Raw genomic sequence first — 16561 nt, forward strand, 5'->3', positions numbered from 1 at the left:
CTCAGCCATGCTGAGGCTCTTTTTTTTATTCTGCCATCACAGCAGCAGCTGTCTTAATGTCCGCATAATAAAATGCCATAGCGGCCAGGAGTGCATGCTGTACATCATCCGCCGGCACCTGCTTCCCTTGTATAGTCACATCCAATGTAGCACAGGCATCAGCCACTACCGTACAGTCGTAACCGTTATCCTTCGCAGCTTTTACCGTAGCATCAATGCACACGTGCGTCATCATTCCCAGAATAGTAAGTTGCTGCAGATCATTCGCTTTCAGATAGGCCTGCAAATCGGTTTCCCGGAAGCTGTTAGGATAATGCTTGGTGATCACCTTTTCGCCCGGCAAAGGCAATACAGCTTCATTTATTGCTGCACCAGGGGTATCAGGTAAGAAGAAAGTAGCGCCCTCGTTGGTAGCAATGTGTCGTATATGTATCACCGGTAGCCCTTTCTTCCTGAAATTTGCCAGCACTTTCTTCGCCTGCTGCGCGGCTTCGTTGGCGCCAACAAGTGTATGGTTTCCTCCCGGAAAATAATCGTTCTGAATGTCTACAATAAGCAAAGCCTGTTTCATGTGTGTTTGTTTTGTGGAAGGCTGTGCCACAGCCGCCAGTGTGAATGAAATGAATGCAACCAGTAACGCGGTTATTTTCATATTGAAAGATGTTTTAAATGAGTGATAAGAAGGCCTTCGTTGCATGCAAATGTAGCAGCAACAATAAACCTGCAACTTGACCTTGGTCAAGAACTCCAAAAAAACTATTTCAGGTGATGTTTTTTCAGCATGCGGCTAAAGAAGGAAGGCGTAACGCCAATGTAGGAGGCAATTTCCTGGTCAGAGAGCAAAGACAGCAGGTAGGGATATTGCAGGCGGAACTTTTCGAATCGTTCCAACGCGGACAAACTCATAGCATCAATATTACGTTGCAGGCTGGCAGCAAAAGCACGCTCGGTGAGGATTCTGAAGCAACGTTCAAACTTCGGTATTTCCCGCAGCAGGATTTCCTGGTTACGGCGGGATAGCGCAAGAGTATGCGTTTCGCTGATGGCTTGTATAAACAGATTGCCGGGGTTGCCGGTGATAAAACTATTGATATCGGCTATCCACCAGTCGGGCGCGGCAAATGTGAGGATATGCTCTTTCTGCTGCTGATCCAGAAGGTAACTTTTCATGCATCCGGATACGATGAAGGTGAAGTCGGTGCACACGGCTCCTTCCATAAGCAGCAATTCCCGGCGGGCATAATGCCCGGGCCTGAGCAGTTGAGTGAAATAACTGCTTTCTTCCGCCGTCAGGGAGATGTGGCGGCCGATGTTGGCCAATATCAGCTCAAAGGAATGATGCATCATGGTGCCATAAAGGTAAGCGAATATGGATTCATAACCGGCGAATATGGAATCCCTGCACCACAACACCCAATCTCTTCCTATATTCACCTAATAATTTAATACCCGGTGAAACTATTTATGACTATTTGTGCAGCCCTTGTATTAGCCACTACGGCCCAGGCGCAAAACCCGCGCTATAAACAACATGCCGGCCGATACGGTGGCAACTCCGGCATCTGCCTGTTCGAAGATGGCAAATTCATGCTGTATGGCTATGCCACAGCAGTTTTCGGCCAATACGTGTTTGAAAAGGATTACCTCCTCTTCTACCCCGACAAGCCCCCTGCTTTTATGGTATATGCCCATAAAAACCCCACGCTGCACGACAGTTCGCGCATCAACTTCGTAAATTTCCAGGATGGGAAAACCTGGGTGCAGTTTAATAAGACCCCAGCCCAGCGGGTATTTAACGACGATGCCAATTGCTTTGATGCACCGTTTGTATATCAACATCCCACCACCCCACAGGAGTTCACACTGGTGGCCGCTTCCGATGAAGATGAAAAGCAACTGATCTCCTGGCAGTATAACAACAGCATGGGTTACAACGATTTTGTTTTTATCTATAACAAACCTAAGCGGGAATATGAACACTTCAGTGCCCGCCTGGAAAAAGACGCTCTAAAAACTGATAACGGGCAAGGCTACACTAAGGTGCCTGCGAATGACGATAATGATTGGAAAGAAATACTGGAATGGAAAAACCAGTACCTCGCCCCTGCCGCCACAGAAAAGGATATAGTGCTGGCCAATAAACACTATAATACCTTTAACCCTGATTTGAAACTATACCACTACGATAGTAAAACAGCATTATATACTTCCAAAAACGCAGCCGATAATGAAGACTACTTCCGGGACAACCAGTATAGGGATGACCGTTACCTGCGCATGTATGAAAACCTGACACCCCATCAGCAGAGTAAGGCAACCAGCATCCAGTCGGCAGCAGGCAGTATTTTTTTCACCGCATGCGGCAACGAGAAATCCTATCACTACAATGGCTTCATCAAATACAAGGAAGATAAACCGGAAGGACCGCTGCCAATCACTACAGTACCGAATGTAGCATAATAAAAAAAACTGCCCCGGATTCCTCGGGGCAGCCACATTGCCGGACTGCGATCAGCCCACGCATCACTATTTACCATTATTTCTTAAACTGCTTCTTCACTATATTTAAATACAACTCTCCATAGCTCGCGGCAGGCTCCAGCTGCGTGTCCTCGTTCCAGTTATTCCAGCCATCAATCATGATCAGCCGCGTTTTTTCGCTGGCATTGAGTTTGGCTACATTGCATAGTTTGGAGAACAGCGCGCCGCTATCTTTCCGGGAGTACTCCGGGTTGGTACTGGTAGGCGTGCCTATCAGCCACGTATGCGCCGGAGAAATGTTCGGTATATAATCGGCGGCGTAATTATCCGCAAAGTATTTTTTAGAATACTGCCAGTTCTGGTCCATCACCTGCGGCAGCAGGTAAAACCGGTCCCAGTTGTTATTCTGTGAGCTGAATGATTGATGGATAATCGCATCCACACAATGATCAAACCTTATCTGATAGCGGGCCGGCGGCGTCCAGCGGTCCTGCATACCTACGAGGTAAGGCGTTACGCCCCACTCTTTCAGCTTGCTGCGCAGGGTGTCATAAATCGCTTTATTATTATCTGAAAACAACGTTTGTGCGTTGAGGATATAGAGGACAGGTTTGCTATCCACCTGCTGATAAGCGGCATGGGTAAGGAAGGGTACCACACGGCGGAAATCCTCGAAAAACTGCGCCAGTCGCGCCTTATCCTTTTCAATGGGATTACCCGCAGAAATACCGCCATACGTACCGGTATTAAAATTATACGCCACCGCAAACTTCATCTTCGCTTCCCCGTTGGCATTCAGGAAACCACGCACCAGTGTGGAATCGGAGCGGTAGTTATTGGCATCCCTGGTAGCAGACCTGAAGGAAAACACGAAGTAATCCACTCCGCTCTTTACGCCGTAGTCGATATGTTTAGCCATCACCTCCGGCGGAATAACACCTGCCGGCATCGCGTACCTGCCCACCACAGGCACTTCTTTGATATTGGCATTCCAGCCACCAAAGGAAGTATAAAAGGCTCCTACGGTATAATCCTGCGTTACAGGCACTTCCGGAATTTCATAATTCAGTATGCTGTCTTCCGGGCCGGGGCCGGTCAGTTCCTTCTTACATGCACCAGCCATCAGTGCAACTATCAGCACAAAGTGTATATATTTCATGACGTATTTTTTATGGACGATAAGTTTGAATAACTGTATACCGGAAACCTCCCGTAGCTGCTGCCACTTTCAGCTCTTCGATGGTGCTGCCATACCATTTCTGGATGAGACGGTAGTCGTAGCGGGCATCCACCTTATCCCACTCGGGCACCTGGTAGGGCTTAGCAAAGTGGAGGGACTGATAGATATCGTAATCGTCGCCACGGGCGGCTCCCATCTCCCGGATAGCCCCCTGGTAACCAACAGGATTAAGATTTACTACCGACATAGGATACGACGCCCTACCCGGTACATCTGAATAAGTAGGGTTGGGAGAATAACTGGAATAACCACCTGGGTTTGTATGTGGGGGGAGATGGAATACCCGCGTTTGACGCTCCAGCGTCCAGCAGTCAAAGCCCCCGTCAGGGAAGTAATTCAGCCAGCGCTGCATCCAGATTTTAGCGTTGCCATCCGCGGGGATGTCGGTGTTGGTGACACTCAAATAATTACTATATCCCACACCGGTAGTGCCCCATTTAATACCATCCCTGTTCTTATATTCATCGCGTAATACATTGCTGATGTTCCAGTATGCGAAGTTGGCATCAATGCCTGAATAATAGTATTGCTCCGCACTTCTGGCGCCGCCATAGCCCGTTTGAGCCGCTTCTGCCTTGAGGAAAAGTGCCTCCGCATAGGACAACATCACAAATGGCCTGCCCGGCTGAAGGATCACAGGATTAGCATTCGAAAAAGCATTGATATTACTGCCGCCAATCACATCCGGCAACCCACCCAGGGACGACCAGCCCGCCAGTTTCGTATTCGCTTTTGCCAGCCCCAGGTAAGGAATCGGGTACGTTACGATGCGGAGGGAATCATCCGCAGTGCTGCTCAGCGTATCCTGCAACAGCAAACGGTTTGCAAGTGGTACAGAGTCGTAATACACCATCATCCGCGGGTCCTTATACGAGCGAAAAAAGGTAAATAAAAACTCACTCAGCTTTGGCGCCTGGTTAGTAGCGTTGGGCGCATAGGGAAAATACTGGTTGGATTTAATGTACTTGATGAAATACGGACTCTCGTTATTGTTTACATTTTCAAACAACATCTTCGCCGTTTCAGCTTCCGCATTGATACACAGCGCATCGCTGGCCATCACCTCGCGAATATGAGTGGCTGCCAGGTCGGGCAGGTTCCGCTGTATCCGCAAACCAATTTTCAACCGCAGCGTATTGGCAAATTTCACCCAGTATTGCAGGTTGCCGTTATAGATAGCATCATACTTCAGCTTATCCCCATTGAGGTTAATTTTAGATGCCGCATCCTTCAGGGTGTTCATCACATAGGTATACACGGTGTCTTCATTATCAAACGCAATGGTGGACAGGTATTCCGGATTATTCGCCTGGTACAGCGGCACAGGACCGTAGGTACCCGCCAGTATGGAGTACGTGTAGGCGTGCAGGATGCGCGTTACCTGCACCCGGTTATTGTAAATACTATCGGCGCCATAGTTTACCAGCACCTGGTTTAAGTTTCCCAGCACACCCTGGAACATCGTTTGCCACATGCCCTGATCAGTCACATCATAGCGATTGGCCTGCTGACACAGCAGATGCCCCAGGTCCCAGTATTTGGTAGTATTATAGTCCGCCAGCCTGGTGTTCAGGTTCTTGACAGCCGCCAGCATAGAGGCTTCCGGAGCAACGGCGGTAAACTGTGTAGGGTCGGTATTGAGACTGCTGAAATCTTTCGTACAGCCGTAACCGGTACTCAGCAGCAACAGAAAAATATATAGTCGTTTCATACGTGTAGTTTAAAAAGTAACTTTCAGGTCAAAGCCATAAATCGAATAAGGGAAAGAACCGCCGGACTCAATACCCTGCGCATTGCCGGAGGTATTAGCCGCTTCCGGATCAATGCCCCTCGGGGTGTTCTTGAAGATGGTCCACAGGTTACGGCCCACAAAAGCCAGTCGTAAACTCTTTACCGGCGTACTACGTATATACTTCACCGGTAGTGTGTAGCCACAAATCAATTCACTCAGCCGGATGTTGGAAGCGTCAAACGTAATAGCAGGTGTATTATTCAGTACCATATCGCTGTTGTAAGCCGTAGGGTTCATCCAGATATCGCTCTTTTTGCCCACCCTCATTCTTCCATTTTCATCCAGCAGGATAACGCCTTTGCTGTCGGTCAGCGGAAAGTAAGCATCCGGATAGCGGGCGCCTTTGGGGCGGTCCTTATCGCCGTACACGGTGTTACCCTTGCTGGTGGCTTGTCCGTTGCCCATTCTTTCGGCATCATTTTCCCCGAGCACTACGGCGCTGAATAAATAATCATCGCGGCCAAACAGGCTTGCCGCCGTAGTGCCGGCAAAGTTGGCGCGGCCATAGGAGGCTGAGTAGATCACACCACCCATTTTCACGGTAAACAATACCGACAAATCCACCGGACCATATTTCACCTGCGTACCCAAAGAACCGATCCAGTCGGGATGGAAGTTACCCAGCACCACATTCGGGTCCGCAATGGTTCTGCCATTGGAAGGATTTACAATCAGTGTATCGCGCACCTGGTAAGGCGCATTGCCGGTAAGCACACCGTATTGCTGGCCTACAATCGCATTTACAGTAGCACCCAGGTTAGTACCCAGCGCCAGGATGTTAATATTTGGCACAAGCGATAATACCTTGTTGCGGTTCATGGACCAGTTGGCCAGCAAATTCACTTTCAGCTTTTTGGCCTGTACGGCGGCAACATTAGCGCTTACCTCTACTCCCCTGTTCCGCATTTCGCCGGCATTGAGAATGCGCGTGGAGAATCCGGTTTCATTGGGGATCTGCGGGCGGATGATCTGGTTGGTGGTATTGGACTGGTAAACGTTGGCGGTTAGCTGCAGGCGGCTTTTGAAGAAAGCCAGCTCCACACCCGCTTCCCGCGACAATGTTTTCTCTGGTTTAAGTTCCCCGTTATTTAACTGGTTGTTGTTACCATAGTTCAAATAAGGATTACCGAGAAATAAACCGCCGTAGGTATAGGTAGTGAGCAGCGATTGCGGCGGCGCCGCATTGCCCACCTGCGCCACAGAGGCACGCAGCTTACCGTAATTCAGCACACTATGCTCCGGCAGGAAATTCGAAAACACGAAACTGGCATTAACCGACGGATAAAAGAAGTTGTTATTTTTCGATGGCAGCGTGGACGACCAGTCATTGCGGCCCGTGAGGTTCAGGAAGAGAAAATCCCGCCAGCTGACGGTTGCATCTCCATAAACAGATTGCACATTGGAACGTACCAATGACTCCACCGCCGACGGAAACGCAGTACTGTTCTGGATACTGGGCATATCATGCACCAGCAACGAAGCAATACTGGCCCCGCGGTACTGGTTATTAAAGGTTACATACTCCGCCCCCAGGTTGAAGGCTATATTCAGTGATTTGTTGACTTTGTTATTATACATCAGCATACCCTGGTAGTTCCACATGAGATTTTGCTGATTGGCATTGGAGTAAAAACCATTTGGCGTGCGCAGACCGCCCAGCTCCTTGTACTGGTAAAAGCTGGTGTTCTTCATGTCGGACGAAGCCTGTAAACGTAAATTCAGTTTGGAAGTCAGTTTAGCCGTGGCCGTTATACCTGCGAGCCAGCGGTGCGACTGATCCCGGTTTTCATTTTCGTACAGCATCCACAGCGGATTTTCCACGCTGCCCACCGATCCCAGGGAAAAGGAATTACCATAAGCGTCTTTCCAGGGTTCGAGCGCATTTACATCCACGCTGCGTGGCAGGTACACGTAGGCTGCCATGGGGCTGGAAGCATCGAGGTTGCGGTAGGTGCGGTTTTTTGTATCCTGGTTGGTATACATCACGCGGGCGTCGATGTTGAGGAAGTTGCCAAACTTACGGCTGCCGGTCAGTGCTACGTTATGCTTTTTGATGATGTTCTGATTTTTCAGCACATCATTGCTGCCCGTGAATGTATAGGACAACCGCAGGGCCGACACCGCATCTGCTTTTGCCATGGAGATATTACTCACATTGGTAACACTGGGCTGGTAAAACGAAGTGATGTTATCAGGATGCGGGCGGAAGCCGCCTTCTATCGGTTTACCAGAGAAGTCGTTATACGGCTGTCCCAGCATAGGCATTCCCCAGGTACTGCCGTTGAGTCCCATTTTCACGGCGCCGGTGCCCGGCACAATGTTGTTGCCGTTACCTACCGTAAAGCCATTGGCGCCTTCGCCATATACGTTCTGGTAGTCCGGAAATTCCGCAATGGAGTTCATTTGCGTGTTCTGATTAATGGCGATGCCCAGGTTGCCATCATTGATTTTACCTTTTTTGGTGGTCACGAGGATGGCGCCGTTGGCGGCTCTGGAGCCATAGAGAGCGGCGGCGTTGGGGCCTTGCAGCACCTGTATGCTCTCGATATCGTCCGGGTTCAGGTCGGCCGCACCGTTGCCAAAGTCGAGGTTATCACGGCTATCCCCCATATCGTTATTGATAGGCACCCCATCCACCACCCACAGGGGCTGGTTGTTTTGGGTCAGGGAGTTTTCACCACGGATGATCACCCTGCTGGAGGAACCGGGCTGACCGGTTCCCGTTACCTGAAGGCCGGCCACTTTTCCGGCCAGGCCGTTTACGATGTTCAGGTCCCTGGCCTCTGTAAGGTTATTGGGGTTTACCGATTGGGTGGCATACCCAATCGATTTGGAAGAGCGGTTAATACCCATGGCGCCGGTCACCACCACGTTTTTAAGATTAATAGCGGAAGTATTGAGTGCAAACTGGATGGAAGTGCGGCCCCGGAGGATAGTCTCCAGCGGTTCGTAGCCCGTCATGGTGGCACGCAGCACCGTGTTTTGCGGATCAGTCACATAAATGGAGAAGGTGCCGTCTTCGGCGGTGGCCACCCCATTCCGGGAATCTTTTACCATGATGCTGACCCCGGGCAAGGGATTGTTTTTTTCATCCGTGGCCTTTCCCCTGATCAGGGTGCGCTGTGCCATTGCCTCAACGCAACACAGCAAAAGGACGATTGACAGTAAAGCTTTCATAATTGGTTGATAATTAAAAATTAAGATTCAGGATAACGTGGTATTAATTTCAGTGGACCTGATTGCCTGGCCGCCGCCGGTAGTATCGGGCGGCCAGCGTGGAATAGCTATGTACACAACGTGGTAGCTGAAGTCAAACGGGAATTAATACTGCAAATCAATGCGGTAGGCGATAACAAAAGCATTAACAGCGGCATTAACTGCCGGTTAACAGGGATATTTTTTCAAAAAAAGTACTCAGGAAATGATATCCTGGAAGGACACGGGGAATTTTTCGCCGTACATGTGTGAGTAGTCTTTACAGAATTTTTCATAGGCCGCCTTCGCCAGCGAAGGCCTTCCTTGCCGAATCATGGCAGTACATTTTGCCTGCAACGCCGCTTCATGCAGCGGGTCCAGTATCAGGATAGCGTTGGCCGTTTCAATAATCAGTTCAGGCGTTACCGTGGTGATCAACTGCTCGAGCTGCCCCTGCAACACATCCAACGCCCGGGAAGTGAGGTTGGATTTAATATCCTCCAGCCAAAAGAAATCAGTACGGAACAGGAAGCCGCCTTCGCGGATAATACCGATCAGCGTTTGCAGTTCCGCCGGTTGTATCACAGGCTGATTAATAAGCGTCATAAATACGCCCAGGTCCACTTCCACGCTCTCCGGATCATAATTAATCCGCCATTGATTTTCCTCCTTCACCACGGCAATGTTCCCGATTTTTTCAAAAATCGATTTCAGCTTTACCATATTCACGGAGCGGTTGTTGCGCGCATCGCGATCGGATTTATCGGCCCACAGTATTTCGTATAGCTTGCCGGTGGACACGCCCTTGCCCGACCACAGCGTATGAATGGTGATCAGCAGGAACATTTCTTTGAGCAACGGCGAAAACAGGTGGGTCATCACATTACCGTTTTTATCCAGTACCTGGAACTCGCCGAATAAACGAAAAATAGCCTTATCGGTTGTTGCAGATTGCAATGCATCTATTGCAGGCAAGGCTGGTTGCATTTCAGGTTTCTCTGCCGTTTCTGCTACTGTATTGCCGGTGTTTGTTTCATTTTTTAGGGAGACATTAACGTCCGCCTGTCCACTTGCCGCGTCTGATGGTTCAGTAGCACTTTGCGATACCACTTTGGGACGGCGTTTCCTGTATAGCACGAGCACTCCCAGACACATGGCCAGCAGTATCCCTCCTGCCCACCACCATCGGAGGTCCGGGCGCCTCCCTGTATCTGCCATGGCGGATACCAGCTCTGCCGGAAAGGCCAGGGAATAAATGCGTATATCCGTGTGCTGGTCCTTATCCATGATTTGCGTAACGGCCAGCAGCTGCTGCGTACGGGCACAGTAGTACAGGTCCGCACCGGAACGGTTATCCAGAAAAGCATAAGGAATGGTATCGGCCAGGTTGGTAAACTCCGGACGGGTAAGCGAGCCTTTGACCAGCTGCAACCGGGACTGGTAGCGATCATTAGGAAACGCCAGCGCATAGAAGCTACCTTCTGTGGTGTTTACCACCATGGAGGAAGCGAATACAAAAGCATCGTCCGGCTCACCAAAATTATATACTTTATCGACCCTGTTGTTTGCCACATCGTAGCGCAGCAGGTCGTAATAATATTTTGGGTTGAGCATTTGCTCGCCGTTGTCGCTGCCATAACCCCCAAGGATATACGCCGTATCACCGGCGGAGGTGGCGCCCACTGCTGCCAGGTAGCGGGGCCGCAGGGCTTCTCCCAAGACTTTTACATCTCCCCATACCCCAGTAGCAAATGAAAACCGCTGGATATTTTTTTTATAGGTGAGCTGCCCGTAGCCACCAATGATGTAGAGGCTATTATCCGCCTGGCGGATGAACTTGCCCGTTTGCCAGTAGCTGGTTATTTCAGCGGAATCGAATGGCTTCGACCACTGCCGCTTGTCCGGAAACCAGGCTGCCAGCTCTTTCTGGTCTACATGCACACTGTAAAGTGTATTATTTACAGGACTGAAAGCCGCCTGGTAACCGGGCGATAAATACGCCGGCGGCACTACGGGGAATCGTGCCAGGGAATGATCCCGTACCAGGAAACGATACACCGTATCCTGCCCGATGATATGAATAGCTTCTTCCGCAGGGTCAAAGGCATAACTACCGTTGCCGGTTACACGTAATGTTTGCCGCAGCTGCCAGTGCTGGTGTAACGGTTTCGCCCATACGGAGTTGGTAACAGTAGCGGTCATATTACTCAGGCTGTCCTGCGCAGTGTTGCCACTCAGTTCATTGAGCGGCCAGAAATGTTGCAGTTGCCGTGCCAGCGCAATCGAGATATCCTTGATTGTCATAGGCGGCACATCATTGGTTTTGAAGTGCGGCAGGCGGCAGGCGCCGAACACAATGCGGAAGCAGGGATCAGAGATATTCATCCGGGCGGAGCCGCAGGGCTTACCGTTAATTGAAAGCGATAGCGTATTCCCGCTGAACGTGAGCGTACAGGTGTTCCAGTTATGAAACAAAGCGATACTGTCCAGCCGGAAACGCAGTGGCGTAAACGTATTCCCGGATACCACCGTAAACTGCTGTTCCTGGTGGTTGTAGATCAGATCTATATTTTGTTGCTGGTTATTGATCAGGCGTACTAAATACCCGTAATACACCTGGCGGTCCGGAAAAAAACGAAATGCGAAAGACAGGCTGGAATTATCCCGCATGCATAGCGGCTGACCGCCGTTGAGCATCAGGGAAGTCCGCTTCTCCTGCACCTGGTCATATGAATTAAATACCAATCCCGTTGCATGGCCGGTTACAGGTATCAATGATGATATAGTTATGAGGATACCGATAAGGAGGTATCCCGGGCTGAATACAAATTTCATAGTGGAACACTAAAGTACACATACACCAGTCCCTGGTTATGACATTGAATAGTTTTGGTTGTTAATCCGAAGGGAAGATAGGATGTTTTGCAAAGAATGGAAATATTATATCAGTATTATTTTATAATTTACTTACCGACACATCACCCACCCGAAAAATCCAGTCAATATCATCAGAACAGATGTTCTGTCGCTGTACAACAGTGGCGGAGATTCCCATTCCACGTTTTATCACCAAATAAACCCATCTTTCCATGTTACAAAACTGGTCCCTTTCCACGAGAGCCTTTCGGTGTGTGGCATTGCTGTGTTGTATGCTGCTGGCGCATATCAGCCTGCACGCACAAACGCCACGTTTTAAAGTAATCGCCTTTTACAACGGCACCTATGATGCCGCGCACATCAACTTTGTGCAGGAAGCCAATCAGTGGTTTCCAACCATGGCGGCGCAGTACAATTTTTCCTATGAGGCTACCAATAACTGGAGCAACCTGAATGCTACTTTTTTGTCGCAGTACCAGGTAGTGCTTTTCCTCGACGACGCGCCTACCAATGCTTCCCAGCGGGCGGCCTTTCAAACCTACATGCAAAACGGAGGCGCCTGGATGGGCTTCCATGTGTGCGCCTTTACCACCAACGCCGGTGCCTGGAGCTGGTATAACAACACCTTCCTGGGGTCCGGCAATTTCCAGAGTAATACCTGGGGCCCCACCACCGCCATTCTGCGCTGCGAAGATCAAACGCACCCCAGCACCCTGCAACTGCCGGCTACATTTACCAGTGCCGTGAGCGAATGGTACTCCTGGAGCAACGACCTGCGCAACAATGCAAACATCAACATTCTGTGCTCCATCGATCCCGCCAGCTTTCCCCTGGGTACAGATCCTAATCAGTCGTGGTACAGCGGCTACTACCCGGTCATCTGGACTAACAAAAACTATAAAATGCTCTATGCCAATTTCGGGCATAACGACATGAACTACGCCACCAATACCGGGAAGTCCTCCACTTTTGCCAGTGCCATTCAAAACAAGTTCATCATCGACGGGCTGCTGTGGCTGGGCGGCGTGCCTTCCGGCCCTGCACCCGCTATCCCGATCCCAGGCACCGTTCAGGCAGAAAATTTCACTGCCATGAGCGGCCTGCAAACTGAAACTACTACGGATGCAGGAGGCGGATTAAACATTGGCTATACCGACGCCGGCGACTGGCTGGATTACAAAGTAAATGTCCAAACTGCCGGCACCTACAACGTGCAATACCGCGTTGCCAGCGAAACTGCCGCCGGCACTATTCAGCTTAAAAAAGACACGGCCGTACTGGCCACCACTACCCTGCCTGTAACGGGCGCCTGGCAAACATGGACCACGGTGAATACCACCGTGAACCTGAGCGCCGGTGAACAAACGCTGCGCCTCCAGGTGGTGGCTGGTGGGTTTAACCTTAACTGGATCTCCTTTACAGCCAATACGCCAGTAACTGCACCCGTAGGCTCCGTGATCACGCTTAGGGGCAATAACAACCTGTATGTAAGTGGTGAAAATGGTACACAGGCCATGCGCTGTACCAGAACGGCGCCGCAAACCTGGGAGCAGTTCAGCGTGCTGGCCGCAACAGGCGGTAAAATCTCCTTACGCAGTATGGCTAAATATGTTTCTTCCGAAAACGGGGCCACAGCTATTACCTGCAATCGCGCTACGGTAGGCTCCTACGAGCAGTTCGACTGGATCCAGAACAGCGACGGTACCATCTCCCTGCGTGGTAACAACGGCAGGTATGTATCCTCTGAAAACGGCGCGGCCGCTATGACCTGCACCCGCACAACTATTGGCGGCTGGGAGAAATTCAATTTCAGCGTAGTAGGGCCGGTGGCCAGTGCCACTACCAGCGCACCATTGCTTAAAACCAATACGGATGCTGCCTACGGGGATATTTCAACTAAAGCAGCAGATGCGGTGGCATTTCCAAATCCTTTCCAGTCGCAGCTCTATTATTCATTGCCGGCAAATGTGACGGCGCATACCGCCACGTTGTTTGATATCAGTGGCCGCGCACAGGTGCGCAATATGGTAAAAACGCAGCAAACCAGGTATACGCTGGATGCCGGCAAATTGCCAACGGGCACGTATATACTGGAAATAACTTCCAAAAATTATCACAAGAAGTATAAAGTGCAGAAAACGCAGTAAACGCAGCTGAATATTAAAAGCCTGGAATCGATATTCCAGGCTTTTTTTGGATTTTTTATTTACGCATATTCTCAACAATTTCCTTACCTGCCTTGTTTTAAATCCTACACCCCACATTCCCTTCCTGGCCTGAACATATTAGCATACACATCAACTGACTTTACAGGAGCATCACCGTCTACCATAACCAAAAAAAACATCATGAAAAATCGAGATTTTTCAGCACTAAGGAAGGCTGCTACACTAGGGCTGCTGGCTTGGGTGCTGCATTCACCCCAGCTGGTAAGCGCACAGGCCGATCCCAAAAAAGTTACGAAAGAACAGTTTAAGGGAGTTATCAAACTGGATGTAAGGGACTCAAAAGCTGACTGGGCGCCATATACACCGAAAAAAGCCCCGGCGGGTTCTCCCAATGTCCTGTTTGTGTTGTATGATGACACAGGAATTGCGGCATGGTCGCCCTATGGTGGACGAATACAGATGCCTACCCTGCAAAAACTGGCGGACCGTGGGCTTTTATATACCCAGTGGCATACAACGGCGCTGTGCTCTCCCACCCGGGCCACCCTGCTGACCGGTCGGAATCACCACCTCACCGGAAATGCTGCCATTACTGAAACAGCCAACGGCTTCCCGGGTGCGCATGGCCGCATTCCTGCACAATGCGCCACCATTGGCCAGATATTACAGGAAAATGGCTGGAGTACCTTCTGGATCGGTAAAGATCACAACGTTCCTGAGCAGGATGTAGCTTCCGGAGCCAGCAGGAAACAATGGCCGGTACAACTGGGCTTTGACCGGTACTATGGATTCCTGGGCGGTGAAACCAACCAATGGTATCCTGATCTCACAGAAGACAACCATTTTGTGGATCAGCCTTATTCCCCGGAAGAAGGCTATCACCTGTCGAAAGACCTGACAGACAAAGCAATGGAATATATTCGCGACCAGAAAGCTACCAACCCCTCCAAACCCTGGTTTATGTGGTTCTGCCCGGGCGCCAATCACGCCCCTCACCAGGCTCCGGCAGAATATATTGCTAAGTATAAAGGCAAGTTTGATGACGGCTATGATGCTTACAGAAAATGGGTGGTGCCACGGATGGTGGCTAAAGGTATCATTCCAGCAGGTACCGTGTTAACAGATTTTAACCCACTTCCACCCAATATTGCCAATCCCGGCGACTATGTGAAGCCATGGGATGAATTGAAACCAGACGAAAAGAAATTATTCTCCCGGTTAGCAGAAGTCTACGCCGGTTTCTCTGAATATACGGACGCGCAGGTAGGTCGTATTGTTGATTACCTGGAACAAACCGGGCAGATGGATAACACACTTATCATTTACGCAGCTGATAATGGTGCTTCCGGAGAAGGCTCTCCTAATGGTTCAGTAAATGAGAACAAGTTTTTCAATGGTTATCCGGACGAACTTTCTGAGAACCTGAAATATCTTGATAAACTGGGTAGCCCCGATACTTATGAGCATTACCCTACCGGATGGGCAGCCGCGTTTTCAGCTCCAAATAAAATGTTCAAACGCTATAGTGAGTATGCTGGTGGAACCGCAGATGCATTAGTAATCTGCTGGCCAAAAGGTATAAAGGCACGCGGCGAAATACGCAATCAATATCATCACTCCACTGATATAGTACCTACCGTACTGGATGTTTGCGGCGTAGAAATGCCCAATACTTTTAATGGTGTAGGTCAGTATCCTTTATCAGGCGTGTCAATGCGATATACATTTGATGCTAAACCAGACGCCCCCACTAAAAAGCATGTACAGTATTATGCCATGCTTGGTACAAGAGCACTCTGGAAAGATGGCTGGAAAGCAGTAGCATTGCATGCCCCGCTCACCGGCAAAGGAAAATTCGATCAGGATGAATGGGAACTGTATCATGTGGACGTAGATCGTTCTGAATCAAAAAATGTTGCTAAAGAAAATCCGCAAAAATTAAAGGAACTGATCAGTGAATGGATGGACGAGGCTGAAAAGAACCTTGTATTGCCACTGGATGACAGAACAGCCGTGGAGATCCTGGGGCTGGAAAGGCCATCAGAGGAAGCGCCAAGAGAAACCTACGTGTATTATCCCGGAACAGCACCGGTACCTGAAGGCGTGGCAGTAAACGTACGAGGCAGGTCATTTAAAATCCTTGCCGATGTAGATATCAAAAACACCAATGCATCAGGCGTCATATTTGCCCATGGTTCCCGCTTCGGTGGCCATGCCCTGTTTATAAAGAATAACAAGCTCTATTATGTCTATAACTTCCTTGGCATTAAGCCGGAACAGAAGTTTATATCCAGTACCGCGTTGAAACCAGGTAAGTATACGCTTGGCATGGAATTCATCCGCGAAAGTACGGGGGAACATGGCGAACAGATCGGTAAGGCTAAACTGTATATCAACGATAAGGTGGTTGCACAAGGTCCTATGAAAACCCAACCGGGTAAATTCACCCTTGCCGGCGACGGCCTTTGCGTTGGATTTGATAGTGGTGACGCTGTTAGTCAGGAGTATAAAAGCCCGGGTAAATTTACAGGTGGAAATATACTGGGTGTAGGCGTGTCCGTTGGCAAGCAGGAATACAATGATCTGCAAAAAGAAGCCCAGCGCGCTTTCCAGAAAGATTAACAAAGGGATGTTCCAATTATAATACCTGAGAATTGCTTAAAAGGGTGTATCAAGATTTTGATACACCCTTTTACTTTTGTAGGAAATTATTAAACAGGTATATTAATGTAGTTATACTAGTTATTACCCTGTTGGGAAATGAGAGAGATACACCCAGATAGGCATTGGTCATATCGTAAAAAAGGA

Annotated in this window: 9 protein-coding genes; 3 read left to right on the forward strand and 6 right to left on the reverse strand. The window is 49.6% G+C overall.

Annotated elements, in window-relative coordinates; genetic code table 11:
• Nucleotides 1–25: 25 nt before the first annotated feature.
• Nucleotides 26–652 (reverse strand): cysteine hydrolase family protein, encoded by a 627-nt coding sequence (locus KW844_RS13440; protein ID WP_218377255.1) that lies wholly within the window; start codon nt 650–652, stop codon nt 26–28.
• A 104-nt stretch (nt 653–756) separates the two neighbouring features.
• Nucleotides 757–1434: a Crp/Fnr family transcriptional regulator gene (locus tag KW844_RS13445; RefSeq protein WP_218377256.1), complete on the reverse strand. Its 678-nt coding sequence runs from the start codon at nt 1432–1434 to the stop codon at nt 757–759.
• A 30-nt stretch (nt 1435–1464) separates the two neighbouring features.
• On the opposite strand from KW844_RS13445, the gene KW844_RS13450 reads away from it, so the two are divergent.
• Nucleotides 1465–2460: a hypothetical protein gene (locus tag KW844_RS13450; RefSeq protein WP_218377257.1), complete on the forward strand. Its 996-nt coding sequence runs from the start codon at nt 1465–1467 to the stop codon at nt 2458–2460.
• A 76-nt stretch (nt 2461–2536) separates the two neighbouring features.
• Here KW844_RS13450 and KW844_RS13455 read toward each other — a convergent pair whose 3' ends face one another.
• The 4 genes from KW844_RS13455 to KW844_RS13470 all read right to left on the reverse strand — a co-directional run bounded on the left by KW844_RS13455 (nt 2537) and on the right by KW844_RS13470 (nt 11543).
• A complete protein-coding gene (locus KW844_RS13455) occupies nt 2537–3640 on the reverse strand; it encodes a glycoside hydrolase family 99-like domain-containing protein (protein ID WP_218377258.1) in 1104 nt (367 codons plus the stop codon).
• Nucleotides 3641–3650: 10 nt separating this feature from the next.
• Nucleotides 3651–5432 (reverse strand): SusD/RagB family nutrient-binding outer membrane lipoprotein, encoded by a 1782-nt coding sequence (locus KW844_RS13460; protein ID WP_218377259.1) that lies wholly within the window; start codon nt 5430–5432, stop codon nt 3651–3653.
• Nucleotides 5433–5441: 9 nt separating this feature from the next.
• Entirely contained in the window at nt 5442–8690 is a 3249-nt protein-coding gene (locus KW844_RS13465) for a SusC/RagA family TonB-linked outer membrane protein (protein ID WP_218377260.1), read from the reverse strand.
• A gap of 237 nt (nt 8691–8927) precedes the next feature.
• Nucleotides 8928–11543 carry a hypothetical protein gene (locus tag KW844_RS13470; protein WP_218377261.1) on the reverse strand — a complete coding sequence of 872 codons (2616 nt, stop codon included), beginning with the start codon at nt 11541–11543 and terminating at the stop codon, nt 8928–8930.
• 254 nt (nt 11544–11797) lie between these two features.
• Here KW844_RS13470 and KW844_RS13475 point away from each other — a divergent pair, with 254 nt between their 5' ends.
• Together KW844_RS13475 and KW844_RS13480 are read left to right on the forward strand one after the other, a co-directional pair.
• On the forward strand, nt 11798–13732 hold the full coding sequence (locus KW844_RS13475) for a carbohydrate-binding protein (protein ID WP_218377262.1): 1935 nt from the start codon (nt 11798–11800) through the stop codon (nt 13730–13732).
• 201 nt (nt 13733–13933) lie between these two features.
• Nucleotides 13934–16375 (forward strand): arylsulfatase, encoded by a 2442-nt coding sequence (locus KW844_RS13480; RefSeq protein ID WP_218377263.1) that lies wholly within the window; start codon nt 13934–13936, stop codon nt 16373–16375.
• Nucleotides 16376–16561: the final 186 nt, after the last annotated feature.

It is taken from the genome of Chitinophaga sp. sic0106, assembly GCF_019219075.1.
Lineage (GTDB): Bacteria > Bacteroidota > Bacteroidia > Chitinophagales > Chitinophagaceae > Chitinophaga.

Coding starts and splice junctions, on each gene's coding strand:
- KW844_RS13440 (WP_218377255.1), bottom strand. CDS start 652: ATGAAAATAACCGCGTTACTGGTTGCATTCATTTCATTCACACTGGCG.
- KW844_RS13480 (WP_218377263.1), top strand. CDS start 13,934: ATGAAAAATCGAGATTTTTCAGCACTAAGGAAGGCTGCTACACTAGGG.
- KW844_RS13460 (WP_218377259.1), bottom strand. CDS start 5,432: ATGAAACGACTATATATTTTTCTGTTGCTGCTGAGTACCGGTTACGGC.
- KW844_RS13455 (WP_218377258.1), bottom strand. CDS start 3,640: ATGAAATATATACACTTTGTGCTGATAGTTGCACTGATGGCTGGTGCA.
- KW844_RS13465 (WP_218377260.1), bottom strand. CDS start 8,690: ATGAAAGCTTTACTGTCAATCGTCCTTTTGCTGTGTTGCGTTGAGGCA.
- KW844_RS13450 (WP_218377257.1), top strand. CDS start 1,465: ATGACTATTTGTGCAGCCCTTGTATTAGCCACTACGGCCCAGGCGCAA.
- KW844_RS13470 (WP_218377261.1), bottom strand. CDS start 11,543: ATGAAATTTGTATTCAGCCCGGGATACCTCCTTATCGGTATCCTCATA.
- KW844_RS13475 (WP_218377262.1), top strand. CDS start 11,798: ATGTTACAAAACTGGTCCCTTTCCACGAGAGCCTTTCGGTGTGTGGCA.